Genomic DNA, 24400 nt, shown 5'->3' on the forward strand with positions numbered 1-24400 from the left:
GCCGCCAACCTCATGATCGACCGATGCCGACTTCATCAGCAGGGCCAGGCCCGGACGGGTGTGGCCGGGCGGCCGGGGTGTGGGGGTCAGGTGGGGGTGGTGATCTGGATCGGCGGGGTCCAGGGGGAGGTGCCGACGACGTTCGTCGCGCGTACCCGGTAGTGGTAGGTGACGCCTCGGGCCAGGCCGGTGTTGGTGAAGCCGCGGGCGGTGACGCTGAACGTGGCCGGCTCCCGGGTGAAGGCGGGGTCGGTCGCCCGCTGCACCACGAACCCGGCCCCCGGTCCGGCCACGCTCTCCGCCGCCCAGGTCAGGGTGACCGTGGCGGTGTCCGGGGCGGGCGCGCCGGCGGTGGCGGCCACCGTGGTGGGCGTGGCGGGCCGGGGCGGCGTAGTCACCGCCGCCACGGTGGACCAGGGTGACGCCGCGCCCAGGTAGGTGGTGCGGACCCGGTAGTAGTACGTGGTGTCCGGGGCGACCGCCGGGTCCAGATGGGCCTCGCCGACGGCGATGGCGGTGGTGCCCGGTCCGCTGGTGAACGTCGGGTTGGTGGCCCGCTGCACGTCCACCCCGGTGGCGAACGAGCGGTTCGTCCAGCGCAGCGCCACCCGCAGCGGCGCGGCCGGCGGCACGACCGCGGCCAGCCGCTCCGGGGCGGCCAGTCGGACCGTGGCCGGCACGCTGTTCGACCAGGCCGAGCAGCTCACCGCGTTCTCGGCGCGGATGCGGTAGTGGTAGGAGACGCCGGGGGTGACGGTGGCGTCGGTGTAGCGGGTCGCGGCGGCGGCCACGGTGATCTCGGTCAGCCCGGCCGTGAAGGCGCTGTCGGTGGCGCGTTGCAACCGGTGGCTGGTGGCCGGCGGGCGACTGCCGTTGCCGGTCCAGGCCAGCGCGATGGCGGGCAGCGCCGTGGCCGAGCCGGGCGCCGGGGTCGCGGTCAGCCCGGTCGGTGCCGTCGGCGCCACGCGCAGCACCAGGGGACGGCTCATGCCCTGGTCGCGCAGCCCCGCCGAGCGGGTCTGCCAGCGATACTCCCAACCCAGGTTGACCAGCTGGTTGACCACCACCGCGGGCCTGCCGTCGACCGGGCTGACCGGGCTGGCGTCGAGCCGCGCGCCGGCCGGCCGGGTCGGGTCGAGCAGCCGTACGCTGTCGCCGACCGTGAACGGCAGGGCGGGCACGACGGGGCGCAGCGCCACCACCACGTCCTCGTGCGGGTCGACCCGGACGGTGTCCTTCCAGCCCAGTTCGCCCGGGTCCGGTGGGCGGACGGTGCCGTCCCAGCCGACCCGGTTGACCAGCTGCATGTCGCAGCCCTCGACGTGCACCGGGTGGGTGCGCTCGGCGTCGCCGACGATCCGCCACAGTTGGGTGCCGTCGGCCGACGCGCCCACCGGCACGGCCGGGTCGGTCACGTGGAGCACCTCGGTGGCCGGGTCGACCGGGCCGAGCGGCAGCGTGGCGGGGGTGAGCGGCCCGGCGACCGGGTGGCCGACCCCCAGCCGCCCGACCGCCCGACCGTGCCGGGGCTCGAACACCTGCCCGACCGACTTGACCGCCAGCGGCAGCGTGACCGGCGCGGACGCGCCCGTCGGGGTGAACGTGACGGTGTCGGCGCGCGCCGGGACCAGCGTCGGCCGGGCGGTCCGGGTGCCCCACGCCGCGTCGTACGCCGGTTGCGGCACGATCGGCGGCGGCTGGCTCCGCGCGTACGCGCCGGGTAGCCGCGCGGCGAGCCGGCGCACGTCGTACCGCTCGGCCGGGTCGCCGGTCACCCGGATCTGGAGCAGGGTACGGGTGTTCGGGCCGTAGCCGGGACGGGCCGGGGGCAGGCCGCCGGCGGCGGCGTGGTCCGGCGCGCCGGTGTGGTGGTCGTAGCGGGGGTCGAACCGGGGCAGCGGCGCCGGGCAGTCGTTGTAGAGGATCAGGGTGCTGCCCGGTACCACGGTGGAGAAGTCGACCACCACGTCGGCGCGCTCCCCGGGGGCGAGCAGGAGCGTGTGCCCGTCCACGTTGAGCACGGTCGGGTCCTGCCGGTCGTACCGGTAGCCGACCGGGCGGTTGGGCCGCACCACGGGGGCCGGGAGCAGGCCGCCCTCGTTGCCGATCTGGATCATCTCCGGCCCGGCCGCCGCGGGGTCCGGCACGCCGCCGTCGCGTCCGTCCACCGGCCAGTACGCGGGGCGGCCGGGCGCCCGGACCGCCTCGACCATCGGCACCTCCCCGGCGCGGGGGTCGGCCGGCGTACCGTCGTCGGTCCACATCGGCCCGTCCGAGGCGGCCCGGTATAGCTGGAGGTTGAGCGCCCGGTCCGCGCAGGCGTTGAGGATCCGGAACCGGTAGGCCCGCGGGGCCACCTCCAGGTACGGGTAGGCCACGCCGTTGACCAGCGGGGTGTCCCCGTACGCGTCCGGCACGGCCGACGGGTGCGGCACGCCCGGGACGAGCGGCGGCTCGTCCGGGTCGGTGACCGGGTCGTGGTGCGGGTTCGGCACTGGGGCGACCCACGGGCTGGCCCCGCCGTCCGGGTCATGGGTCCACGGCCCGTAGTCCCAGCGGCCGGTGGGGTTGCCGCCGCCGAGCCGGTACGGGTTCTGTCGTGGCTGGTAGACGTGCGGGTGCCAGAGGCTGCCCTTGGCGCCCCAGCGCTCCCGGTCCCAGGTCGGGTCCTGGGCGGCGAGCTGGGCGTCGTCGGGCACGAACGTCTTGTCCTCGATCACCAGCGGGAGCTGGTCGGCGGGGAGCACGCCGTCGTCCACCAGCCGCTCCTCGGCCGGGTCGGTGAGCAGATAGAGCGCGAGCTGCCCGGAGTAGACGGTGAGCCGGGACAGGCCGAGCGTGTTGTCGTGCAGCCACATCAGCCGGCCGCTCTGCTCGTTCGGGAAGTAGAGCGTGGTGGCACCGGCGCCCGGGGGCGGCATGTCCGGCACCGGGAGGACGCCCACCCCGACCGGGTACGGGGTGATCTCGCCGGCCGGGGTCACCCACTGCCACGGGTTGCCGGCGCTGATCCAGGCGGTCTGCGCGCCGGCCAGGTGCGGCACCGCCCGGTTCTGCGGGTAGGGCGCGGGACCGTCCAGCGGGCCGGGGCCCGCCCCGTCGACGGTCTCGTCGACCGGCAGGAACAGCTCGCCGGCCCGCCCGGTGGGGAGCTGGTTGATGAACTTGATCCGCACCGGCCGGCCCCGTCGGGCCACGATCATCGGGCCGAGGTGCCACGGCCGGTCCGGCGGGCTCACCGTGTTGTGGCCGGTGGCGTCGGTGCCGAGGTTGAGCTGGCGGTAGCCGCGCAGGCGGGTGGCGGGCAGGTCCCGGTGCAGGCGTTGCGCGTACTCCTGGAGACCGATCTCGTAGTAGTCGCAGCCCGGCCAGGTGATGGTGTCGGGCACCGCGACCGGCAGCCGGGCGCCGAGCCCGGCGGTGGCCGGCCGGCCGGGGACCGGCAGCGGGTCGACGAACTTGCGGATGCCGGTGCCGGGCACCGGCCGGCCGTCGGCGTCGAGCGTGGGCAGCGGGCTGCCGGCGGTGTTCGGCACCGGGCCGAACAGGCGCGGCACGGCGGCCGGGTCCAGGCTGGCCGGCGCCGGTCCGGCCGGTTCCGGCTCGGCGGCGCGGGTAGTCGGGACGGTGGGCGCGGTCTCCTCGGCTACCGTGGCGGCCCGGTCCGGCCGGCTGGGCCGGAGTCTGCGGAACAGCACCATGGCTCTCCCCGGGATCGGGGCGCGCCGGCCGTCACCCCGGCGTGGCGGGCGTACGCGCTGCTGACGATCGGTGAGCGGTCCACCGCAGCATGCGATGCCGAAGGTGCGGGAGGGAAGTACCCAATCGTCCGTATCTCGGGGGATCTTCGACGGTTCGTGGAAGTTCCACGTCACTCGCGTTCGGGTTGGCAGGCCGGGCACCAGTAGGTGACCCGGTCACCCAGCTCCTCCTTGCGGACGGCGGTCCCGCAGCGCCGGCACGGCTGGGCCCGCCGGCCGTACACGTAACTGGTTCCGCCCCGGCGCAGCACACCGGTGGTGCTCTGCGTCCAGCGCCCCCGGTTGGCGGCCAGCAGCCGCTGGGCCAGCGTGACCGTGCCGGCCAGGTCCGGCACCGCGCGCACCGGCGTCCACGGGGACACCCCGCGCAGGAACAGCACCTCGCACTTGTAGAGGTTGCCCACCCCGGCCAGGTTGCGCTGGTCGAGCAGCGCCTCGCCGATGCTGAGGTCCGGGTGCGCGGCCAGCCGGCGGACCGCCTCGTCCGGGTCCCAGTCCGGCCCGAGCAGGTCCGGCCCGAGGTGACCGACCAGCGACTCCTCCTCGCCCGTCGGCACGAGCGCCAGCTCGTGCAGGTGGTAGCCGACCGCCACCGCGCCGGGGGAGCGGAGCACCACCCGGATCAGGTGGGCCGGCCGGGCCGCCCAGCGTTCGCCCGGCGCGTACGCCCGCCACGCGCCGTCCATCCGCAGGTGCGAGTGCAGCGTCCAGGGCGTGGCGTCGGTGTCGTCGAGACGCAGCAGCAGGTGCTTACCGCGGCTCGCCGACTCGCGCACGGTCCAGCCGGTCAGGTCGGTGGCGGCCAGCTGCGGCACGCGGAAGTCGGACCCGGTGAGCCGGGCCCCGGCCAGCGCGCGTTGCAGGACGCGCGCGGTGTTCCAGACGGTGTCGCCTTCGGGCACCCGCCCATTGTCCCCCGGCCGAGGGGAATTCGCATGTGTCGCTATTTGTAGTGAGGTTCCACTTGATCTGCGGAAACGCAACGATCAGGAGGTTCTGAGGAGAATGACATGGCCTGTGCCCGACGACGTACCCTCGTCGCCCTGACCACCCTGCTCGCCGTCGCCGCCGGACTGCCCGGCGCCCCCGCGACGGCCGCGCCGCCACCCGCCGCCGCGCCGAGCCCCGCCGCCGAGCGCTGGACCGTCGACCTCGCCGTGCGGGGCGGCGACGACGTCAACGTCGCCTGGCGGTCCGGCCGCCTGCGGTTGGCCGACCCGCGCCCCGGCGCCCGCACCCGGCCCGCCGCCACGGCCGGCCCGGTCGCCGAGGGCATCCTGCTCGCCGCGCCGCGCGCGCTGGACCGGCCCGCCACCCGGGTCCGCGCCCGGCTCGCCGCCCGGACCGCCGACGGCGGCGGCGCGACGGCCCAGGTGCGCGGCTGGCGCGCCCGCGGCTGGACCGAGTGGCGCGACGCCACCGAGGCGGTCTTCGACCAGCCGGTCACCCGGGTGCAGGCGCGCGTGGTGCTGACCACCCGCGACGCCACCTCCGAGGCCGCCGTGACCGGCCTGACCCTCACCGCCGACCGGGTCACCGCCACCGCGGCCCAACCGGCCGCCGCGCGCACCTACCGGGTGTACGCGACCCGGATCGGTCTGGTCGGCGGCGTCACGGCCAACGGGCACACCGTCGCCACCCGGGACCACTTCGCGGCGCTGCCCACCCGGCGGGGTCTCTCCCCCCGGGGCACCGGCGACTACACGGTCAAGGTCTGCACCACCAGCGGCAGCCGCTGCGAGTACGCCCCGGTCTGGGACGTCGGCCCGTGGAACACCCGGGACGACTGGTGGAACCCGCCGGCGGTCCGGGAGAACTGGAAGGACCTGCCGCAGGGGCTGCCCGAGGCGCAGGCCGCCTACCAGAACGGCTACAACGGCGGACGCGACCAGTTCGGGCGGACCGTGCGCAACCCCGCCGGGCTGGACCTGGCCGACGGCACGTTCTGGGACGGGCTGCGGCTGAGCGACAACGCGTGGGTGGACGTGACGCTGCTGTGGACCGGCGGCGGAGCGCGGGCGGTGGTCGGCTCCGGGCCGCTGAACCTGCGCACCGGCGCGGGCACCTCGTACGCGAGCCGGGGCCTGGCCGCCACCCACGCCCAGGTGCCGGTCCAGTGCTACGTGACCGGCCAGCGGATCGCCGGCACCTACCGCACCACGACCAGGTGGTACCGCCTGGTCGGCGGCACCTACGTCAGCTACGCCTACCTGTCCTCGGTCTACGGCGGCACCGTCCCCCGCTGCTGACGCCCCGTCCCGTCCCCGTCCCTCCCCGCTCTCCTCCGCGATCTTGCAGTTTCGGCCCCGTCCCGGGGGCATTCACCCGTTATGCCGGGGCACCAACTGCAAGATCGCGGGAGAGAGGCGGGGGTTAGGGATGAGGGGTGATTGTTACGACGTCGCCTGGGGTGGTTTGGAGGGTGTCGGCGGCTCGGCCGGTGTTCACCGCGACGGCCACCCGGGCGGCCGAGTCGACGTAGACCACCAGGGCGCCGGGCGGGGCGTCGCCGAACGTGCGGCCGTGCACCGCCTCGCGCCCGTTCACCAGCACCCGGGACGGCAGGCCGTCGAGCAGCGAGCCGGGCGCGGCGAGTTGCACGTTGCCGAAGTGGTCGACGGTCGACACCTCGGCGCTGAGGCTGCCCGGCTCGGCGCGGACCACCGGTTCCGGCAGCCGGACCAGCGTGCCCGGGTCCACGGCCGGTCCGGCCTCGGCGAGCGGCGCGCCGAGCGCCAGCCGGGCGGCCACCGGCGCGAACACGTCCCGCCCGTGGAACGTGCGGAAGACGACCGGGCCCAGCCAGTCCGGGTTGGTCAGCTCCACCGCGTCGGTCACCCCGCCGAGCGCCTCCGCGGCCGGAATCAGCAACCCGTTGTCCGGCCCGACCAGCAGCCCACCGGGCGTGGCCAGCGCGATCCCACGCCGCTCGGTGCCGACCCCGGGGTCGACCACCGCGACGTGCACGCCCCACGGCAGGTACGGCACGGTCTGCGCGAGCACCGCCGCGCCTCGGCGTACGTCGGCCGGCGGCACCAGGTGCGTCACGTCGATCACCCGGGCGGTGGGCGCGAGCCGGGCCAGCACCCCGTGGCAGGCCGCCACGAAACCGTCGGCGAGCCCGTAGTCCGTGGTCAACGAGACGCAGGGCGGGGCGTCGGCGCCGTCCGCGCCCGGGCCACCCGGTCCGCCGGGGCGGGTCATCGCCGGGGCCGGTGGCGTCGGACGGACGACGAGATGCCGTCGGGTCGTGCGGGGATCGCGGCCATCCGCCCTCCTCGTGATCGCCGACCAACCCTAACGAGGGCGGGCGGGTTCAGCCGCGGAGACGGAGGCCGCGCGGGGTGGCCCGGAAGCCGGCGGCGGTGAGCGCGTCGCGCAGCGGGGAGGCGTGCACCGCCTCGCCGTCCGCACGCTCCACCGAGATCGCGCCGAGCGCGCCGGAGTGCACCGCGTCGGCGAGCGCCTTGCCCGCCGCGCCGAGCGTGTCGGTGTCGTCGGTGAACGACAGGATCGTGCGCCCGCCCCGCTCGACATAGAGCACCAGGTCGCCGCCGACGAGCACGACCAGCGCGCCCGCCTTGCGGCCGGCCCGGTGGCCGGTGGCCGGGGCCGTGCCGTCGCCGGAGTCGACCACGCGTTCCGGCCAGGGCAGCGCCGCGCCGTACGGGTTCGCCGGGTCGGTGGCGGCCAGCACCACGGTCGGGCCGCCCCGATCGCGGGTGTCGTCGGTCAGCGCGCGGATGCGGTCGACCGCGCCGGGCACCGCGAACTGGGCCGCGCCGAGGCCCTCGACGAAGTAGCCGCGCCGGGCCGCCCCGCGCTCCTCCAGCGCGGACAGCACCGGGTAGACCGCGGCGAAACCGCCGGTCACCTGCTCCGCCACGACCGCGCCCCGGGTCACCACGCCGTGCCGTTCGAGCAGCAGGTCGGCCAGGGCGGCGGCCCGACGGGTCGGGTCGAGGTCGCGTTCGGGCAGTCGGGACCAGCGGCCGGCCATGGTGGGCGGGCCGCCGCGGCTGGGCAGCGCGACCCGGCCGGGGCGACGGTAGCGGGTGCGCGGCGCCGACGGCCGGGACCGGTGGGCCCCGCCGGCGCCCAGCGCGGCCCGCAGCGGAGCGAGCGTGTCGTTGGTCAGGTGGCCGGCCCAGACGAGATCCCACACCGCGCCCGACAGCGCGGCGTCGTCGGTGGAGCCGACCCGGTCGGCGAGCGAGCGGAAGAAGAGCGCCTGCCCGTCGCCGAGCGCGTCGAGCACGGACTCGTGCAGCGGGGTGAGCGTCAGCGCCTCGTCCGGCGGCGGCAGCAGCAGCGGCGCGATGTCGGCGTACGCGAGCGCCACCCACCCGTCGCCGCCGGAGATCGCGCCGGCGCCGGCCCACACCACCTCGCCGCTCGCGCACAGCTCGTCGAGCTGGGCGGGGGAGTAGTCGGCCACCCGGGCGGGCAGCACCAGACGCTCCAAGGCGGACGCCGGCACCGTCGCGCCCTGCAACTGCTCGACGGTCGCGGCGACCGCCTCCACCCCCCGGGCCGACGAGCCGACCTGCTGCCAGCGGGGCAGGAACGCGGCCAGCGCCCGGGGCGGCACCGGCTCGATCTCCCGTCGCAGCGCCGCGAGGGAGCGGCGGCGCAGCAGCCGCAGCACCTCGGCGTCGCACCACTGCGTGCCGACGCTGTCCGGCGCGAACTCGCCGGAGACCACCCGGCCGTTGCCGGCGAGCCGGCGCAGCGCCTGCTCGACCACGAACACGCCGAGGCCGAACCGGGCCGCGCAGGTGGCCGCCGCGAACGGGCCGTGGGTGCGGGCGTACCGGGCGACCAGATCGCCGAGCGGGTCGGCCACCGGGGCGAGGTAGGCCTCGGCCACGCCGACGGGCAGCGCCACGCCCAGCGCGTCGCGCAGCCGGGCCGCGTCCTCGACGACCACCCAGCGGTCCTCGCCGGCGATCCGGACCCGCAGCGCGCGGCGGGCCGCCGCCAGCTCCTGCGGCCAGGCTTCCGGCACCCCCCGCTCGGCCAGCTCGGCGGTGCTCAGGTCACCGACCACGCGGAGCAGCTCGACCACGTCCTCGGCGTCGCGGGGCCGGCGCTGCTCGGTGCGCCACCGCAGCTGGCGTTCGGTCTCGGCGAGCACCGCCGGGTCGAGCAGCTCCCGCAGGTCGACCCGACCGAGCAGCTCGCCGAGCAGCCCGGAGTCGAGGGCCAGCGCGGCGGCACGCCGCTCGGCCAGAGGCGCGTCGCCCTCGTAGAGGAACGCCCCGACGTAGCCGAAGAGCAGCGACCGGGCGAACGGGGACGGGCGCTCGGACTCCACCTCGACCAGGCGCACCTTGCGGGCGGCCAAGTCACGCATCAGCTCGGCCAGCGCCGGCTGGTCGAAGACGTCCTGGAGACACTCCCGGGCCGCCTCCAGGGTGACCGGGAAGTCGGCGTACTCGCGGGCCACGTCGAGCAGTTGCGCGGCGCGCTGGCGCTGCTGCCAGAGCGGCTGGCGGCGACGCGGGTCGCGGCGGGGGAGCAGCAGCGACCGGGCCGCGCACTCGCGGAACCGGGATGCGAACAGCGCCGACGTGCCGACCGACTCCTCGACCAGCTGGGCGATCTCGTCCGGCTCGAAGACCACCACGTCGGCGCCGGGCGGCTCGTCGGCGGTGTCCGGCAGCCGGACCACGATGCCGTCGTCGGAGGGCATGACCTGGGCGTCCACGCCGTAGCGTTCGGCCAGGCGGCGGCCGATGGCGAGCGCCCACGGCCCGTTGACCCGGGCGCCGAGCACCGAGTGCACGGCGAACCGCCAGTCGCCCAGCTCGTCGCGGAAGCGCTCGACCACCACCGTCCGGTCGTCGGGCAGCGAGCGGGTAGCCGCCTTCTGCTCGCGCAGGTAGGTCATCAGGTTGCCGGCGGCCCAGTCGTCCAGCCCGCCGGCGCGCAGCGCCGCCACCGCGTCGGCGTCGGACTGCCGCAGCAGCGCCCGGACCCGGGCGCCGATCGCCCGCCCCAGCTCCACCGGGCGGCCGAGCTGGTCGCCCTTCCAGAACGGCATCCGGGCGGCCTGGCCGGGCGCGGGGGAGACCAGCACCCGATCGGGGGTGATCTCCTCGATCCGCCAGGACGACGAGCCGAGCAGGAACACGTCGCCGACGCGGGACTCGTAGACCATCTCCTCGTCCAGCTCGCCCACCCGGGCCGCCCGTTCGGCGCCGGCCAGGAAGACACCGAACAGACCCCGGTCGGGGATGGTGCCGCCGCTGGTCACGGCGAGCCGCTGGGCGCCGGGCCGGCCGGTCAGCACGTCGGTGGCCCGGTCCCAGACCAGGCGGGGGCGCAGCTCGGCGAACGCGGTCGACGGGTAGCGCCCGGAGAGCATGTCGAGCACCGCGTGCAGTGCCGAGTCGGGCAGCTCGGCGAAGGGCGCCGCGCGGCGGACCAGCACGGCCAGGTCGCCGAGCTGCCACGGCTCCAGCGCCACCATGGCGACGATCTGCTGGGCCAGCACGTCGAGCGGGTTGCGCGGGTAGTGCAACTCCTCGATCGCGCCCTCGCCCATCCGCTCGGCCACCACGGTGCAGGAGAGCAGGTCGCCGCGGTGCTTGGGGAAGACCACGCCGCGCGACACGGCGCCGACCTGGTGCCCGGCCCGGCCCACCCGTTGCAGCCCGGCGGCGACGCTCGGCGGCGCCTCGATCTGCACCACCAGGTCGACCGCGCCCATGTCGATGCCCAGCTCCAGGCTGGAGGTGGCGACCACGGCGGGGAGCTGGCCGGACTTGAGCGCCTCCTCGATGTGCTTGCGCTCCTCGCGGGAGACGCTGCCGTGGTGCGCCCGAGCGATCACCGGGGGGGCACCGGCCGCCGCGCCGGACTGCGCCATCACCTCCGCCGGCTGCCGCGGCGCGCGCACCGGCCCGACCGGCCCGCCGAACGCCTCGGCCCCGCTCCGGCCGCCGGCCCTGTCGGCCGCGTCCCGGTCACCGGCTGCGGCGGCCCCGTTCCGGCCGCCTGCCGCGTCCGCCGGACCGCCGCCTGCCGCGTCCGCCGGACCGCCGCCTGCCGCGTCCGCCGGACCGTCGCCGTCCGCTTCCACCGGACCGCCGTCGCCGGCCGGCGGGCCGTCGCCGGTCGGCAACAGATCGGATACGCGCACCGGCTCACCGCCCCGGGCCGCGCGGCTGCCCCCGGGCGGGGTCGACGCCTCCAGCTCCTCGGCGGCCAGCTCGTTCAGGCGCGCGCAGAGCCGCTCGGCGCTGCGCCGGGAGTTGGTGAAGACGATGGTGGACCGGTGCGCCCGGATCAGCCCGAGCACGCGCTCCTCCACGGCCGGCCAGATCGAGGGCCGGCGCGGGCCGAGGCCACCCAGCTCGTCCTCCGGGGGCTCCTGTTCGTCGAGGCGGGTCATGTCCTCCACCGGAACCTGGACGCTGACCTCGATGGTCTTGTCGGCCGGTGGCTGCACCACGTCAACCGGGCGGGCGCCGCCGAGGAACCGGGCGCACACGTCGATCGGGCGGACCGTGGCGGACAGCCCGATCCGTTGGGCCGGGCGCTCCAGCAGCGCGTCGAGACGTTCCAGCGAGAGCGCCAGGTGCGCGCCGCGCTTGGTGCCGGCCACCGCGTGCACCTCGTCGACGATTACGGTGTCCACCCCGCGCAGCGAGTCGCGGGCGGCGGAGGTGAGCAGCAGGAACAGTGACTCGGGGGTGGTGATGAGGATGTCCGGCGGGGTGCGGGCGAAGGCCCGCCGCTCGTCGGCCGGGGTGTCGCCGGTGCGCATGCCGACGGTGATGTCGGGCGGGACGAGGTCGAGCCGGGTGGCGGCCTGACGGATGCCGGTGAGCGGAGCGCGCAGGTTGCGCTCCACGTCGACGGCGAGCGCCTTGAGCGGGCTGACGTAGAGCACCCGGCAACGGCGCCTCGGGTCGGCGGGCGGTGGTTCCTTGGCCAGCCGGTCGAGCGACCAGAGGAACGCCGCCAGGGTCTTGCCGGAACCGGTGGGTGCGACGACCAGGGCGTTGCGCCCGGCGGCCACCGAGTGCCAGGCGCCCCGCTGGGCGGGCGTGGGCGCGGCGAAGGCCGCGGCGAACCACTCCCGCGTCGCCGCGCCGAATTCCGCCAGCACCCCGTCGGCCGGGGCCACGTCGTCCGCCACGCCCACCATCCTGCCGCGCCGGTGTGACATCCGGCCGGACGTGGGACCGGTTCTGTCCCGGGCACACATTCCAAGCGAGTAATGGGCGGTTAATCCGTTAAGTCTTACTTAACTGCTTGCTTGCAGGGTGCAACATAAAGTAACTTCACTCGCAACGCGGCGCGGCTGGAGGCGATCGATGACCGTCGAGGAGCGAGGCTCCAGGCCCGGCACCGACGTGCTCATCCGCAAGGTCGACAGCCGGCTCGCCACGCTCCGCGCCAACCTGCGCGGCTCCGACCTGGAACTGGCCGAGGAAGTGGCCCGGCGCCTGCGCGAGCTGGTCGTCGCCACCGCCTTCTCCAGCGCCGCGGACCGGGCCCTGGTCCGCGCCGCGGTGCACTACTTCGTCCTGCGTCGGGAGACCCGCGACGCCCGGCTACCGGTCCGCTCCCTCGCCGCCGCGCAACGCGTGGTCGACAAGGCGGCCCGCCAGCTCGGCCACCCGGCGGCCCCGGCGGACCTCAGCCCAACCCCCGCCCCGCTCCCCTGATCCCGGCTCCACGGCACCCCTCGCCGGTGGGGCGGGTGGGTTTTCGGAAAACGGCGCGGGTGGGTGCGGAAGTGGCGTCTGATCGGTCGTACCCGCAGCGTGCCCCCGCGCGCTGTCGCCTCGACCGGGAGTGCGTGTGCTCGTCCTGCTGATCCTGCACCTGGTGGCGGCGCTGCTCGCCCCGCTGTTGGTCCGCACCTGGGGTCCGCGCGCCTGCCTGCTGCTCGCGCTCGCCCCGGCCGCCACCGCCGGCTGGGCGGTGGCCCACACCGGGGCGGTACGCGACGGCGGCGCGGTGGTCGAGACGTACCCCTGGATCGCGCAACTGGACCTCGACCTGGCGCTGCGGGTGACCACGCTGTCCTGGCTGATGCTGCTGCTGGTCGGTGGCGTCGGCGCGCTGGTGCTGGTCTACTCCGCCCGCTACTTCGAGGCCGGCTCCGTCGGGCTGGCCCGGTTCGCCGCCGTCATGGTCGCCTTCGCCGGGGCGATGGTCGGTCTGGTCGTCTCCGACGACCTGCTGTTGCTCTACGTGTTCTGGGAGCTGACCACGGTCTTCTCCTACCTGCTGATCGGGCACAGCACCGAGCGCCGGTCCAGCCGGTGGGCCGCCGCCCAGGCGCTCACCGTCACCACGCTCGGCGGGCTGGCCATGCTGGTCGGGTTCCTGCTGCTCGGTCACCACGCCGGGGGTTACCGCTGGTCGGTGGTGGCCGCCGCGCCGCTGCCCGGCGGCGGCTACCTGGTCACGGCGGTGCTGCTCGTCCTCGCCGGCGCGCTGGCCAAGTCCGCGGTCTTCCCGTTCAACGCCTGGCTGCCGGTGGCGATGGCCGCGCCCACGCCGGTGAGCGCGTACCTGCACGCCGCCGCGATGGTGAAGGCCGGCGTCTTCCTCCTGGGCCTGCTCGGCCCGGCGCTCGCGCCGGCCGGAGGGTGGCGGCCGGTCACCGTGGTCGCCGGGCTGGTCACGTTGGTGATCGGCGGGTGGGCGGCGTTGCGGCAGACCGACCTCAAGCTGCTGCTGGCCTACGGGACGGTCAGCCAGCTCGGCCTGCTCGCGGTGATGTTCGGGGCGGGCACCCCGAAGGCGGCGCTGGCCGGCGTGGCGATGCTGGCGGCGCACGCGTTGTTCAAGGCGGCCCTCTTCCTCGTCGTGGGCATCCTCGACCACGAGGCCGGCACCCGGGACCTGCGGGACCTGTCCGGAGTGGGCCGGGCCGCCCCGGTGCTGGCCACGGTCGCCGGCCTGGCCGCCGCCTCGATGGCCGGGCTGCCGCCGCTGCTCGGGTTCGTGGGCAAGGAGGCGGTGCTCGCCGCGTTCACCGGGGACCCGCTGGTGCTGGCCGTGCTGGTGGCCGGCAGCGCGCTGACCGTCGCCTACAGCATCCGCTTCCTGTGGGGCGCGTTCGGCACCCGGCCGGGCGTGCCGGACACCGAGATGGCGCGGCCACCGGCCGCGATGCTCGTGCCGCCCACGGTGCTCGCCGTGGCCGGGCTCGTCGCCGGACCGGCCGCCGGCTGGTTGAGCGGCCTGTTCGAGCCGTACGCGGAGCTGTTCGGCCCGGTCGAGGAGCACCTGGCGCTGTGGCACGGGCCCACCGCGGCGCTCGGCCTCTCCGCCCTGGTGCTGGCCGGCGGCGTGGTGCTGCACCTGGTCCGCGGCCCGCTCGCCCCGGTGCTGGCCCGACTGCGGTCGCCGGTGGGCGGCAACCAGGGGTACGAGTGGGTGACGCACCGGTTCGACCTGCTCGCCATCGAGGTCACCGGCGCCACCCAGCGCGGCTCGCTGCCGCAGTACCTCGGCACCGTGCTGGTCGCCCTGGTGCTCGTGCCGGGCACGGCGATGCTGGCCACCGCGCCCTGGCGGGTCGACCTTGCGCCCTGGGACAACCCCGCCCAACTGGTGGTCTGCGTGGTGATCGCGGTCGCCGCGGTGCTCGCGGTGGGCGCGCGCCGCCGGCTCACCGCGATGCTGCTGGTCGGCGTGACCGGCTACGGCACCGCGATGATGTTCGTCCTCTACGGCGCGCCGGACCTGGCCCTCACCCAGTTCCTGGTGGAGACCGCCACCATCGCCGTGTTCGTGCTGGTGCTGCGCCGGCTGCCGGAACGCTTCTCGGCCCGCCCGCTGCGCCGCAGCCGCTGGGTGCGCCGGTGCGTCGGGCTCGCCGCCGGCCTGGTGATGGCCGGCCTGGCGCTGGCCGCGTCCGGCGCGCGGCGGGCGCCGTCGATCTCCGCGGCGTTCCCGGACCTCAGCGTCGCCGAGGGGTACGGCCGCAACGTGGTCAACGTGACGCTGGTCGACATCCGGGCCTGGGACACGATGGGGGAGCTCGCGGTGCTCGTGGTGACCGCGACCGGGGTGGCCAGCCTGATCTTCGAACGCTCCCGCACCGGGCCCCGGCCACGCCGACCCCAGCCGGCCGGGCTGCGCCCCGGGGACCGGCGCACGGTGTGGCTGCGCGGCGGGCAGACGCTGCGCGAGCGGCGGCGCTCGATCGTGTTCGAGGTGGTCACCCGGCTGATCTTCCACACCATGCTCCTCTTCTCGCTGTTCCTGCTCTTCTCCGGGCACAACGCGCCGGGCGGCGGGTTCTCCGGCGGGCTCGTCGCCGGCCTCGCGCTGGCCCTGCGCTACCTGGCCGGCGGGCGGTACGAGCTGGCCGAGGCCGCGCCGGTCGGCGCCGGGATGGTGCTCGGTGCCGGGCTGGCCGTCTCGGTCGGCAGCGGGGTGGTCGGCCTGGCGCTGACCGGCGACGTGCTGCAGAGCGTGAAGGTGGACCTGTGGCTGCCCCTGGTCGGCCACTTCTACCTGGTCACGTCGCTCTTCTTCGACATCGGCGTCTACCTGGTGGTGGTCGGGCTGGTGCTGGACATCCTGCGCAGCCTCGGCGCCGAGGTGGACCGGCACGTGGAGGCCGCCGGCGAACCGGGTCGCGGCCTGACCGTCCAGCGCGAGGGCGGGACCCCGTGAGCGCGAGGAGTGAGCCGGGGTTGCGAGCCCCGCAGTCGCGATCAGGGGAGGTTCCGTGAGCGCGAGGAGTGAGCCGGGGTTGCGAGCCCCGCAGTCGCGATCAGGGGAGGTTCCGTGAGCGCGAGGAGTGAGCCGGGGTTGCGAGCCCCGCAGTCGCGATCAGGGGAGGTTCCGTGACGCGGGGGGCGGCCGGGCCGACGTTGGTGCTGGTGCTGGCGGTTGGGGTGCTCGTGGCCACCGGCGTCACGCTGCTGCTGGAGCGCAGCCTGACCCGGATCCTGCTCGGCGTGATCCTGCTCGGCAACGGGGTGAACCTGCTCATCCTGCTGGGCGGGCGGTCCGGCGCGGCGCCGCTGGTCGGCAGCGCGCCGGCCGGTGACATGAGCGACGCGCTGCCGCAGGCCATGGTGCTGACCGCCGTGGTGATCACGTTCGGGTTGACCGCGTTCCTGCTCGCGGTCGCGTATCGCAGCTGGTACACCAGCGGCGACGACGAGGTGCAGGACGACCTGGAGGACCGGCAGATCGTCCGGCTCGCCGAGCGCAACGAGGTGTCCACCGCCGACCTGGGGGGCGAGGGCCCGGACGACGATCCGGAGCAGGTCGACCCGGAGCCCGCCCGCCGCCGACTGCGCCGGGACGGCACATGAGCGCGCTGGTGCCGCTGCCGGTGGTGGTGCCGCTGCTCGGCGCCGCGCTCACCCTGATCCTGGCCGGACGGCCCCGGTTGCAGCGGTCGATCAGCGTGCTGTGCCTGAGCAGCGTGCTGGTGGTCGCGGCGGTGCTGCTCGTGCAGGCGTACCGGCAGGGGCCGGTGGTGGTGCGGGTGGGCGGCTGGCCGCCGCCGGTCGGCATCGTGCTGGTGGCCGACCAGTTGGCGGCGCTGATGCTGGTGGTCTCCTCGGCGGTCACGCTCTGCGTGCTGCTCTACTCGATCGGACAGGGGCGGGGGGAGACCAGTGAGACGGCGCCGGTGAGCATCTTCCACCCCACCTATCTGGTGCTCACCGCGGGCGTGACGAACGCCTTCCTGGCCGGCGACCTGTTCAACCTGTTCGTCGGCTTCGAGATCCTGCTCGCCGCGAGCTTCGTGCTGATCACGCTCGGCGGCACCGAGGCGCGGCTGCGCACCGGCTCCACGTACGTGGTGGTGAGCATCCTGTCGTCGATGCTGTTCCTGTCCGGCGTGGGGCTGGTCTACGCGGCCACCGGCACCCTGAACATGGCGCAGCTCGCCGGCCGGCTGGACGCGCTGCCCTCCGGCGTACGCCTGACTTTGCAGCTCATGCTGCTGCTCGCGTTCGGCATCAAGGCGGCGGTCTTCCCGGTCTCCGCCTGGCTGCCGGACAGCTACCCGACCGCGCCCGCGCCGGTCACCGCCGTCTTCGCCGGCCTGCTCACCAAGGTCGGTGTGTACGCGATCATCCGCACCGAGACGTTGCTGTTCCCGGGCGGCCAGGTGGACGGCCTGCTGATGGTGGTGGCCGGCCTGACCATGGTGGTCGGCATCCTCGGCGCGGTCGCCCAGTCGGACATGAAGCGGCTCTTCTCCTTCACCCTGGTCAGCCACATCGGCTACATGATCTTCGGGGTGGCGCTGAGCAGCGTCGCCGGCCTGTCCGGGGCGATCTTCTACGTGGTGCACCACATCACCATCCAGACCACGCTCTTCCTGGTCGCCGGTCTGGTCGAGGAGCGGGCCGGCAGCACCGACCTGCGCCGGCTGGGCGGGCTGGCGCGGATCACCCCGCTGCTCGCCGTGCTCTTCTTCGTGCCGGCGATGAACCTCGCCGGCATCCCGCCGTTCTCCGGCTTCCTGGGCAAGCTGGGCCTGCTGCAGGCCGGCGTGTCGGCCGGCGGTCCGCTGCCCTTCGTGCTGGTCGCGGCCGGGACGATGACCAGCCTGCTCACCCTCTACGCCGCGTCCCGGGTGTGGAACATCGCGTTCTGGCGGGCGCCCCGGCTGGCCACCGACACGCCGATCGTGCGGCTGCCCGGCCTGATGGTCGGGGCCACCACCGCGCTGGTCGCGATCGGCGTGCTGCTCACCCTGGCGGCCGGGCCGCTGTTCCAGGTCACCGCCGACGCCGCCACCGACCTGCGCCAGCGCACCCCGTACGTGCGGGCCGTGCTGCCCCGGGACGTGCCGTGACCGACGACCTGCCCCCGGGTCGGGGCCCCGTGGGGGAGTCGAGCGGCGACGTACCCCAGGCCACGCCGCGGCCGGACCCGCCCGCGCCGGCGGTGGGCCGGGGCGGGCGGCGGCGCGACCAGGCGCTGGCGCTCGGCTGGCTGGTCGTCGCCTGGCTGCTGCTCTGGGGCGACGTGTCCTGGGGCAACCTGCTCGCCGGCCTGGTGCTCGGCACGGCCGTGCTGGTCTTCTTCCCGCTGCCGCCGGTCACGTTCGGCGGCCGGCTCCGCCCGGGCGCGCTGCTGGTGTTCGCGGGCACGTTCATGGCCGAGTTGGTCAGCGCCAGCCTGCACGTCGCCGCCGTCGCGGTACGCCCCGGCTACCGCCCGCGCGGCGCGATCATCGCGGTGCCGCTGCGGGTCCGCACCGACCTCAACCTGGCGCTCACCGCCGAGGTGGTCTCGCTGGTGCCGGGCACCCTGATCCTCGACATCGACCGCGCGCGGGGCGTGCTCTACGTGCACGTGCTCGACGTGCGCGGCCCCGAGGACCTGGCCGGAAGCCGCGCGCGCGTGCTCTCCGTCGAACGGCGCATCGTCCGCGCCGTCGGCTCTCCCACCGAGGTACGCCAGCTCGACCTCGAACCCGTCGAACGGAGGAACCACCCGTGACCGTCCTGCTCGCCGTCGCGCTGACCGTGCTGCTTTCGGCCACCGCGCTGCTCGCCCTGGCCCGGATCTACCGCGGCCCGTCCCTGCTCGACCGGGTCGTCGGCGCCGACCTGCTGCTGGCGGCCATGCTCGGCGCGGTGGGGGCGGAGGCGGCGGTCAACCGGCACGCCAGCACGCTGCCGATCCTGGTGGTGCTCTCCCTGCTCGGGTTCGTCGGGTCGGTGTCGCTGGTCCGCTTCGCCGTCCGCGCCGAGTCGTGAGCGCGAGCGGGGTCGCGGACTGGGCCGGGGGAATCCTGCTGCTGGCCGGGGCGCTGCTCAGCCTGGTCGCCGGGATCGGGCTGGTGCGCTTCCCGGACCCGCTGGACCGGATGCACGCGGCCACCAAGCCGCAGGTGCTCGGCGTGCTGCTGCTCCTGGCCGGCCTGGCGCTGCGGCTGCGTACGCCGTCGGACCTGGGCATGCTGGCGCTGGTGGCGATCTTCCAGCTCTCCACCGCGCCGGTCGCCGCGCAGATGATCGGCCGGGCCGCCTACCGGTCCGGGCGGGTCGACCGGACGCTGCTGGACGTCGACGAGCTGGCCGAACGGTGAGGAACCGGACGTGGGGGGAGGCTTTTCGGCACCTTCAGCGGGCGTCCAGCGAGCACCGATAAAATGGCGGCATGATCGACTCTCCTGCCCCGGAGGGCAGCAGTAGCCGGCCGGGTCGTACCCGGCATCTTCCCGACCCGACGACCCCGGGAGCCCTGAACCTCCCGTGCTGATCCTCGTCGGCCTTCTTCTCATCATCGTGCTCACCGCCGCCACCGGTTACTTCGTGGCCCAGGAGTTCGGTTACGTCGCCGTGGACCGGGGCAAGCTCAAGCAGCTCGCCGACGGTGGCGACCGTGCCGCGGCCCGGGCCCTGGAGGTCACCGGGCGGCTCTCCTTCATGCTCTCCGGCGCCCAGCTCGGCATCACCGTGACCGCCCTGCTGGTCGGTTACGTCGCCGAGCCGTTCCTGGGTGCCGGGCTGGCCGAGCTGCTCGGCCTCACCGGCGTGTCCAGCGCCGTGGCGCTGCCGCTGTCGGTGGCGCTCGCCCTGGTCATCGCCACCGTGGTGCAGATGGTCCTGGGCGAGCTGGCCCCGAAGAACCTGGCCATCGCCCGGGCCGAGCCGCTGGCCCGGGCGCTGTCCCGCTCCACCCTGATGTACCTGCGGATCGCCGGGCCGCTGATCACGCTCTTCGACCGGGCCGCCGTACGGCTGCTCCGGCGGGTCGGCATCGAGCCGATCGAGGAGCTGCCCAGCGGCGCGACCCCGGAGGACCTGGAACAGATCATCGCCGAGTCCCGGGAGGAGGGGCACCTGGACGCGACCATGTCCGACCTGCTCGACCGGGGCCTCGACTTCCGGGAGCTGACCGCCGGCGAGGCCATGGTGCCCCGGGTGGACGTGCACACCGTCCGCGCCGACGAGCCGGTCAGCCGGATCGTGGAGATGCTCGACACCGGCCACTCCCGGTTCCCGGTGCGCGGCGCCGAGGGCGTCGACGACCTGGTCGGCATCGTCGGCATCGCCGACGTGCTGGGGGTGCCCCCGGCCGAGCGCGCGACCACCCGGGTCGACGCGGTGGCCGTACCCCCGTTGCTGGTGCCCGAGACGCTGCCCCTGCCGACGGTGCTGGACCGCCTGCGGTCCGGGCACCGGCAGCTCGCCTGCGTGGTCGACGAGTACGGCGGCTTCGCCGGCGTGATCACGCTGGAGGACCTGGCGGAGGAGCTGGTCGGGCCGATCCGGGACGAGGACGACCCGCCGGAGCGCGCTCCGGCACGGCAGGAGGACGGCTCGTGGGTGGTGCCGGCGCGCTGGCGGATCGACGAGGTCGCCGACAGCACCGGCATCGAGCTGCCCGAGGCGCCGGAGTACGACACGCTCTCCGGGCTGGTCATGCGGGAGCTGGGCCGGGTGCCCGAGGTCGGTGACCGGTTGGAGATCGCGCAGGTGGTCGACGGCGACGAGTCGGCGTCCGGGCCCCGGGTGCTGGTCGAGGTGCTGGCCGTGGACCGGCACGTGGCCGACTCGGTGCGGCTGCGCCCAACCGCCGACGTGCCCGGGGAGGGAGCGGCATGACCCCCGGGTTCGCGCTCATCTTCTCCGGGGTGCTCCTGGCGCTCAACGGGTTCTTCGTGGCGGCCGAGTTCGCGCTGGTCGCCTCCAAGCGGTACCGGCTGGAACAGTCGGCGGCCGGTGGTGGCCGGGCGGCCCGCGCGGCGCTGGACGGCGTGCGCGAGCTGAGCCTGATGCTGGCCGGCGCCCAGCTCGGCATCACGCTGTGCACGCTGGGCCTCGGCGCGCTGGCCGAGCCGGCCATCGAGCACCTGCTCAGTCCGCTGCTGCACGCGGTCGGCCTGCCGGACGCGGCCAGCCACGTGGTGGCCCTGGTGTTCGCGCTGGGGCTGGTCACGTTCCTGCACCTGGTGGTCGGCGAGATGGCCCCGAAGTCCTGGGCGATCACCGACGCGGAGCGCTCGGCGATGCTGCTGGCGCTGCCGTTCCGGGCCTTCGCCCGGATCGCCCGTCCGGTCCTCTCCCTGCTCAACGGGCTGGCCAACGCGATGCTGCGACTGGTCGGCGTGCAGCAGCAGGACCAGCTCGCCCAGGTGCACGGCCCGGACGAGCTGCGCATCCTGCTGGAGCAGTCCCGGGAGCACGGCCTGCTCGGCGCCGAGCAGCACCAGTTGCTGACCAGCATGCTGGAGTTGCAGGGCACCACCGTGGCCCAGGTGATGGAACCGTTCGACCGGATCGTCACGGTCCGCCGGGACGACACCGCCGAGCGGATCGAGCACGTCTCCCGGGACAGCGGCCGGTCCCGCCTGGCCGTGGTCGACGCCGGCGGCGAGGTGTGCGGTCTGGTCCACGTGCGGGAGGCGGTGCGCGCGGTCACCACCGGGCGTCCGGCGACCGCCGAGGAGCTGATGACGAACGCGTTCACGCTGCCCGCCGAGGCGTCGGTGACCGAGGCGGTGGCCGCGATGCGCGGCCGGCAGGCCCAGCTCGCGCTCGTGCGCAACGGCGGCGGGCCGACCCGGCCGATCGGCTTCGTCGCGCTGGAGGACCTGCTGGAGGAGGTCATCGGCGAGTTCGACGACGAGACCGACCCGGTGCCGCGGGGCCGACGGATGCGCTGACCGCCACCGGTCTGTCGCGGTGGCGGTGTCCGGAGCACCCGGACACCGCCACCGCGCATGCGCGCGCGGGCAGCGGGAATGCCGTGGCATGCGGCTGACCGGCGTGTCGCGGGGGACCGCCTGGACCGGGCTCTCGGTGAGCACCACGCTGCCGAACCCGAGCACCCGGCCGGGACTGCGCCTGCCGGGGCGGGTGATCCTGCGCGCCGACGGCGAGGACGTCCTGGTCCGGCACATCCGGTTGGGGCTGGTCACCCAGGTCGAGCCCGAGGACCCGGGGTCTGCGCGCCGGCTCGTGCAGTACCACCGGTGGCCGATCGCCGGGCGCTTCGTGGTGCCGGCCGGGCGGCGGCGGGCGGTCGACTTCGCGGTGCCGCTGCCGTGGGAGACGCCGGTCACCATGTTCGGCGGGGTGCCGCTGCTGAGCCTGCGCACCGGGCTGCGCACCGAGGTGTCCGTCGACCCGGACCTGGACCAGGGCGAGATGGTGCCGGTGCTGATCCACCCGCTGCCCACCCAGCAGCACCTGCTCGCCGCGCTGGACACGCTCGGCTTCGTGATGCGCCAGGCCGGGTTCCAGCAGGGGCGGCTGCCCGGGGTGGAGCAGACGTTGCCGTTCCAGCAGCGGCTGGGCTTCTGGGCCGCGCCGCTCTACGCCGGCCCGATGACCGAACTCGAAGTGATCATGGTGACCACCTCGGTCGGCATGGAGGTGCTGTTCTGGCTGGACCGGCGGCTCTCCCTGGCCGGCGTCACCCACCAGAGCATCAGCCGGTTCCGGGTCTGGCACGCCGGCGCCGACCAGCGGGACTGGGTGGCGACAGTGGACGGCTGGCTGCGGCACGCCATCGACCGGCACGCGGCGGCCGCGTCGCACGCCGACTGGTCGGCCACGATCCGCGAGTCGGCGCACGTCAGCCGCCACCCCGACCAGCCCGTCGCCCCCGGCTACGGCCTGGGTGGCACGGCCGGCGGCGTCGGTGGCGGCGGGAGCGGCGGCGACGGCACCTGATCGCCGTCCCCGCTCCGCGCGCGGGTGTTAATAAGGGGCCCTTCCTCTACCGCTCGCGTTAAGAAGGGGCCCTTCCTTTCACCTCAGCCGGCGGCGAGCTTGAGGCTGAACCCGAGGAACAGCATCGCCACGGCGGTGGTGCCGGTCGCGGCGAGTCGCCGACGCCGCTGGAACTGGGCGGCCAGGAACGTGCCGGTGAAGATCAACGCGGTCAGGTACAGCACGCTGGTCACCTGCGCGATCAACCCGAGCAGCAGGAACGACAGCGCCGGCCAGGCGTAGCCGGGGTCGACGAACTGGATGAAGAACGACACGAAGAACAGGATCGCCTTCGGGTTGAGCAGGCTGATCGTCAGCGCCCGCCGGAACGGGTCGCGCTCGGCCGCCGGCTCGACCTCGTCGATCAGGCGCGGCGTGGCCGGATCGTTGCGGTCGCGCCAGCGCCGCCACGCGCCGCGCAGCATGGCCAGCCCCAACCACCCGAGGTACGCCGCGCCGGCGTACTTGATCACGAGGAACAGCGGCGGGTACGCCCGGAGCAGCGAGGCCACCCCGGCGGCGGAGAGGACCATCAGCGCGGCGTCGCCGACGAAGACCCCGGCCGCGGCCCGGTAACCGGTGGCCACGCCGCGGCGGGCGGCGGTGGCGAGCACGAAGAGCGAGTTCGGGCCGGGCAGCAGCACGATCGCCACGGTGCCCAGCACGTACGTTCCGATGTCGGTGATCCCCAGCACGCCGGACATCATGACCCGGCCGGCACCGTCGGGCGAAGCCGTTCCCGCAGCCTGGCCTGTGCGTTCGGCCACTCCTGCGCGAGCATCGAGTACTGCACGGTGTCCCGCCAGGATCCGTCGGGGCGCTGCCGGTGCTGCCGCAGCACACCCTCCCGGCTCGCGCCGAGCCGTTCGATGGCCCGCTGGGAACGTTCGTTGCGGATGTCGGTGTGCCACACCACTCGCACCGCGTCCAGGTCGTCGAAGGCCCGACCCAGCAGCAGCAGCTTCGCCTCGGTGTTCACGCCGGTCCGCCACCACGGCCGGCCCAGCCAGGTGTGCCCGATCCCCAGCGACCGGCGGACCGGGTCGATCTCGTAGTACGAGGTCGTGCCGACCACCGCGCCGGTGACGGCGCAGCGCTGCACCCAGCACACCCGCTCGCCGCACTCCTGCGCGTCCAGGTAGGCGGCGATCACCCGGCGCATCTCGGCGACGTCGGCCGGCTGCGGACCGCCGAGGTGCCGCCACACCTCGGGATCCTCGGTGGCGGCGTGCAGTTCGTCGGCGTGGGAGAGGTCGAGCGGCTCCAGCAGCACGTGCTCGCCGCGCAGCACCACCGGGTCCAGCCAGGGAGATCGCGCCGGCCGCAGGTACGCCGGAACCGGCGCGGTGACGCCCGGGGCCGGTTCGGGCCGCCCGGGCGTGAGGCGCAGCGGCAGCACGCCCGCCCAGTACGGCAGGCTCTCGTCCGCCGGCTCGTCGTTGACCCCGCCGGTCCGGGTGCGTACCGAGACCTCGCGCAGCGGCAGCGCGAGCACCGCGGTCTCGGCCAGCTCGCGCCGGTTCGGCGGCCGGCTCTCGGCGGACCGGCCGGTCGCCACCTTCTCCACCAGCGCGGTCAGCACGGTGGCCTTCTCGGCGGCGTCGTCGACCAGCCGGGCGGTGCCGTGCACGACCACGGACCGGTAGTTGGCGCTGTGGTGGAACTGGGAGCGGGCGTAGACCAGCCCGTCGAGGTGGGTGACCGCGACGCAGACGGGCAGCCCGGCGTCGCCCCGGGCGGCCAGCAGCGGCCGGCTGCCGGTCGAGCCGTGCAGGTAGAGGGTGTCGTCGACGCGGACGTGCAGGGTCGGCAGGACCCGCGGCTCACCGTCCACGGTGAACGCCAGCGCGCAGTGGTACGCCTCGTCCAGCAGCGCGTGGGCGGTGGCCCGGTCGTAGTGCATCCGGTCCCGGGTGCGGGTGGCGGTGGTGCGTGGGGTCGGGGGGTACATGCGGC

General features: G+C 75.2%; 17 protein-coding genes. 11 read left to right on the top strand and 6 right to left on the bottom strand.

Features of this window, described 5'->3' with window-relative positions; translation table 11 throughout:
- Positions 1-86: 86 nt before the first annotated feature.
- Complete coding sequence (locus tag O7600_RS26650) at positions 87-3701, bottom strand: multicopper oxidase domain-containing protein (RefSeq protein ID WP_281591163.1); 3615 nt, start codon at positions 3699-3701, stop codon at positions 87-89.
- 170 nt (positions 3702-3871) lie between these two features.
- Complete coding sequence (locus O7600_RS26655; protein WP_281591164.1) at positions 3872-4663, bottom strand: DNA-formamidopyrimidine glycosylase family protein; 792 nt, start codon at positions 4661-4663, stop codon at positions 3872-3874.
- 108 nt (positions 4664-4771) lie between these two features.
- On the opposite strand from O7600_RS26655, the gene O7600_RS26660 reads away from it, so the two are divergent.
- Positions 4772-6010, top strand: coding sequence for a hypothetical protein (locus tag O7600_RS26660; RefSeq protein WP_281591165.1), 1239 nt, complete (start codon positions 4772-4774; stop codon positions 6008-6010).
- A gap of 124 nt (positions 6011-6134) precedes the next feature.
- Here the strand turns inward: O7600_RS26660 and O7600_RS26665 are convergent, their stop codons facing one another.
- Positions 6135-6965 (bottom strand): SAM-dependent chlorinase/fluorinase, encoded by an 831-nt coding sequence (locus O7600_RS26665; protein WP_281591166.1) that lies wholly within the window; start codon positions 6963-6965, stop codon positions 6135-6137.
- A gap of 112 nt (positions 6966-7077) precedes the next feature.
- Positions 7078-11910, bottom strand: coding sequence for a DEAD/DEAH box helicase (locus O7600_RS26670; RefSeq protein ID WP_281591167.1), 4833 nt, complete (start codon positions 11908-11910; stop codon positions 7078-7080).
- 178 nt (positions 11911-12088) lie between these two features.
- On the opposite strand from O7600_RS26670, the gene O7600_RS26675 reads away from it, so the two are divergent.
- The 10 genes from O7600_RS26675 to O7600_RS26720 all read left to right on the top strand — a co-directional run bounded on the left by O7600_RS26675 (position 12089) and on the right by O7600_RS26720 (position 22405).
- Positions 12089-12442, top strand: a complete 354-nt coding sequence (locus O7600_RS26675; RefSeq protein WP_281591168.1) for a hypothetical protein — start codon at positions 12089-12091, stop codon at positions 12440-12442.
- A 136-nt stretch (positions 12443-12578) separates the two neighbouring features.
- The gene (locus O7600_RS26680; RefSeq protein WP_281591169.1) at positions 12579-15416 is read left to right on the top strand and encodes a Na+/H+ antiporter subunit A; all 2838 of its coding nucleotides are present in this window, start codon (positions 12579-12581) and stop codon (positions 15414-15416) included.
- A 173-nt stretch (positions 15417-15589) separates the two neighbouring features.
- Complete coding sequence (locus O7600_RS26685; protein ID WP_281591170.1) at positions 15590-16066, top strand: Na(+)/H(+) antiporter subunit C; 477 nt, start codon at positions 15590-15592, stop codon at positions 16064-16066.
- Positions 16063-17568 carry a Na+/H+ antiporter subunit D gene (locus tag O7600_RS26690; RefSeq protein ID WP_281591172.1) on the top strand — a complete coding sequence of 502 codons (1506 nt, stop codon included), beginning with the start codon at positions 16063-16065 and terminating at the stop codon, positions 17566-17568. The genes O7600_RS26685 and O7600_RS26690 overlap by 4 nt, the downstream gene beginning before the upstream one ends.
- Positions 17565-18218 carry a Na+/H+ antiporter subunit E gene (locus tag O7600_RS26695; RefSeq protein ID WP_281591173.1) on the top strand — a complete coding sequence of 218 codons (654 nt, stop codon included), beginning with the start codon at positions 17565-17567 and terminating at the stop codon, positions 18216-18218. Before O7600_RS26690 ends, O7600_RS26695 begins: the two co-directional genes overlap by 4 nt.
- Positions 18215-18478, top strand: coding sequence for a monovalent cation/H+ antiporter complex subunit F (locus O7600_RS26700; protein ID WP_091579786.1), 264 nt, complete (start codon positions 18215-18217; stop codon positions 18476-18478). The genes O7600_RS26695 and O7600_RS26700 overlap by 4 nt, the downstream gene beginning before the upstream one ends.
- Positions 18475-18810, top strand: a complete 336-nt coding sequence (gene mnhG, locus O7600_RS26705) for a monovalent cation/H(+) antiporter subunit G (RefSeq protein ID WP_281591174.1) — start codon at positions 18475-18477, stop codon at positions 18808-18810. The genes O7600_RS26700 and mnhG overlap by 4 nt, the downstream gene beginning before the upstream one ends.
- Positions 18811-18976: 166 nt before the next feature.
- A complete protein-coding gene (locus tag O7600_RS26710; RefSeq protein WP_281591175.1) occupies positions 18977-20332 on the top strand; it encodes a hemolysin family protein in 1356 nt (451 codons plus the stop codon).
- The gene (locus O7600_RS26715) at positions 20329-21393 is read left to right on the top strand and encodes a hemolysin family protein (protein WP_091579773.1); all 1065 of its coding nucleotides are present in this window, start codon (positions 20329-20331) and stop codon (positions 21391-21393) included. The genes O7600_RS26710 and O7600_RS26715 overlap by 4 nt, the downstream gene beginning before the upstream one ends.
- A gap of 88 nt (positions 21394-21481) precedes the next feature.
- Positions 21482-22405 (top strand): sporulation protein, encoded by a 924-nt coding sequence (locus O7600_RS26720; RefSeq protein ID WP_281591176.1) that lies wholly within the window; start codon positions 21482-21484, stop codon positions 22403-22405.
- An 83-nt stretch (positions 22406-22488) separates the two neighbouring features.
- Here the strand turns inward: O7600_RS26720 and leuE are convergent, their stop codons facing one another.
- Together leuE and O7600_RS26730 are read right to left on the bottom strand one after the other, a co-directional pair.
- Positions 22489-23151 (bottom strand): leucine efflux protein LeuE, encoded by a 663-nt coding sequence (gene leuE / locus O7600_RS26725; RefSeq protein ID WP_099162030.1) that lies wholly within the window; start codon positions 23149-23151, stop codon positions 22489-22491.
- Positions 23148-24395, bottom strand: a complete 1248-nt coding sequence (locus tag O7600_RS26730; RefSeq protein WP_281591177.1) for a bifunctional pyridoxamine 5'-phosphate oxidase family protein/GNAT family N-acetyltransferase — start codon at positions 24393-24395, stop codon at positions 23148-23150. The genes leuE and O7600_RS26730 overlap by 4 nt, the downstream gene beginning before the upstream one ends.
- Between the last annotated feature and the right edge of the window lie 5 nt (positions 24396-24400).

This window comes from Micromonospora sp. WMMA1998, from assembly GCF_027497375.1.
GTDB lineage: Bacteria > Actinomycetota > Actinomycetes > Mycobacteriales > Micromonosporaceae > Micromonospora > Micromonospora sediminicola.

Excerpts from the sequence above, each read along its gene's own strand:
- O7600_RS26715 (WP_091579773.1), top strand. The coding sequence starts at position 20,329 with ATGACCCCCGGGTTCGCGCTCATCTTCTCCGGGGTGCTCCTGGCGCTC.
- O7600_RS26665 (WP_281591166.1), bottom strand. The coding sequence starts at position 6,965 with ATGACCCGCCCCGGCGGACCGGGTGGCCCGGGCGCGGACGGCGCCGAC.
- O7600_RS26660 (WP_281591165.1), top strand. The coding sequence starts at position 4,772 with ATGGCCTGTGCCCGACGACGTACCCTCGTCGCCCTGACCACCCTGCTC.
- O7600_RS26730 (WP_281591177.1), bottom strand. The coding sequence starts at position 24,395 with ATGTACCCCCCGACCCCACGCACCACCGCCACCCGCACCCGGGACCGG.
- leuE (WP_099162030.1), bottom strand. The coding sequence starts at position 23,151 with ATGATGTCCGGCGTGCTGGGGATCACCGACATCGGAACGTACGTGCTG.
- O7600_RS26650 (WP_281591163.1), bottom strand. The coding sequence starts at position 3,701 with ATGGTGCTGTTCCGCAGACTCCGGCCCAGCCGGCCGGACCGGGCCGCC.
- O7600_RS26690 (WP_281591172.1), top strand. The coding sequence starts at position 16,063 with ATGAGCGCGCTGGTGCCGCTGCCGGTGGTGGTGCCGCTGCTCGGCGCC.
- O7600_RS26720 (WP_281591176.1), top strand. The coding sequence starts at position 21,482 with ATGCGGCTGACCGGCGTGTCGCGGGGGACCGCCTGGACCGGGCTCTCG.
- O7600_RS26675 (WP_281591168.1), top strand. The coding sequence starts at position 12,089 with ATGACCGTCGAGGAGCGAGGCTCCAGGCCCGGCACCGACGTGCTCATC.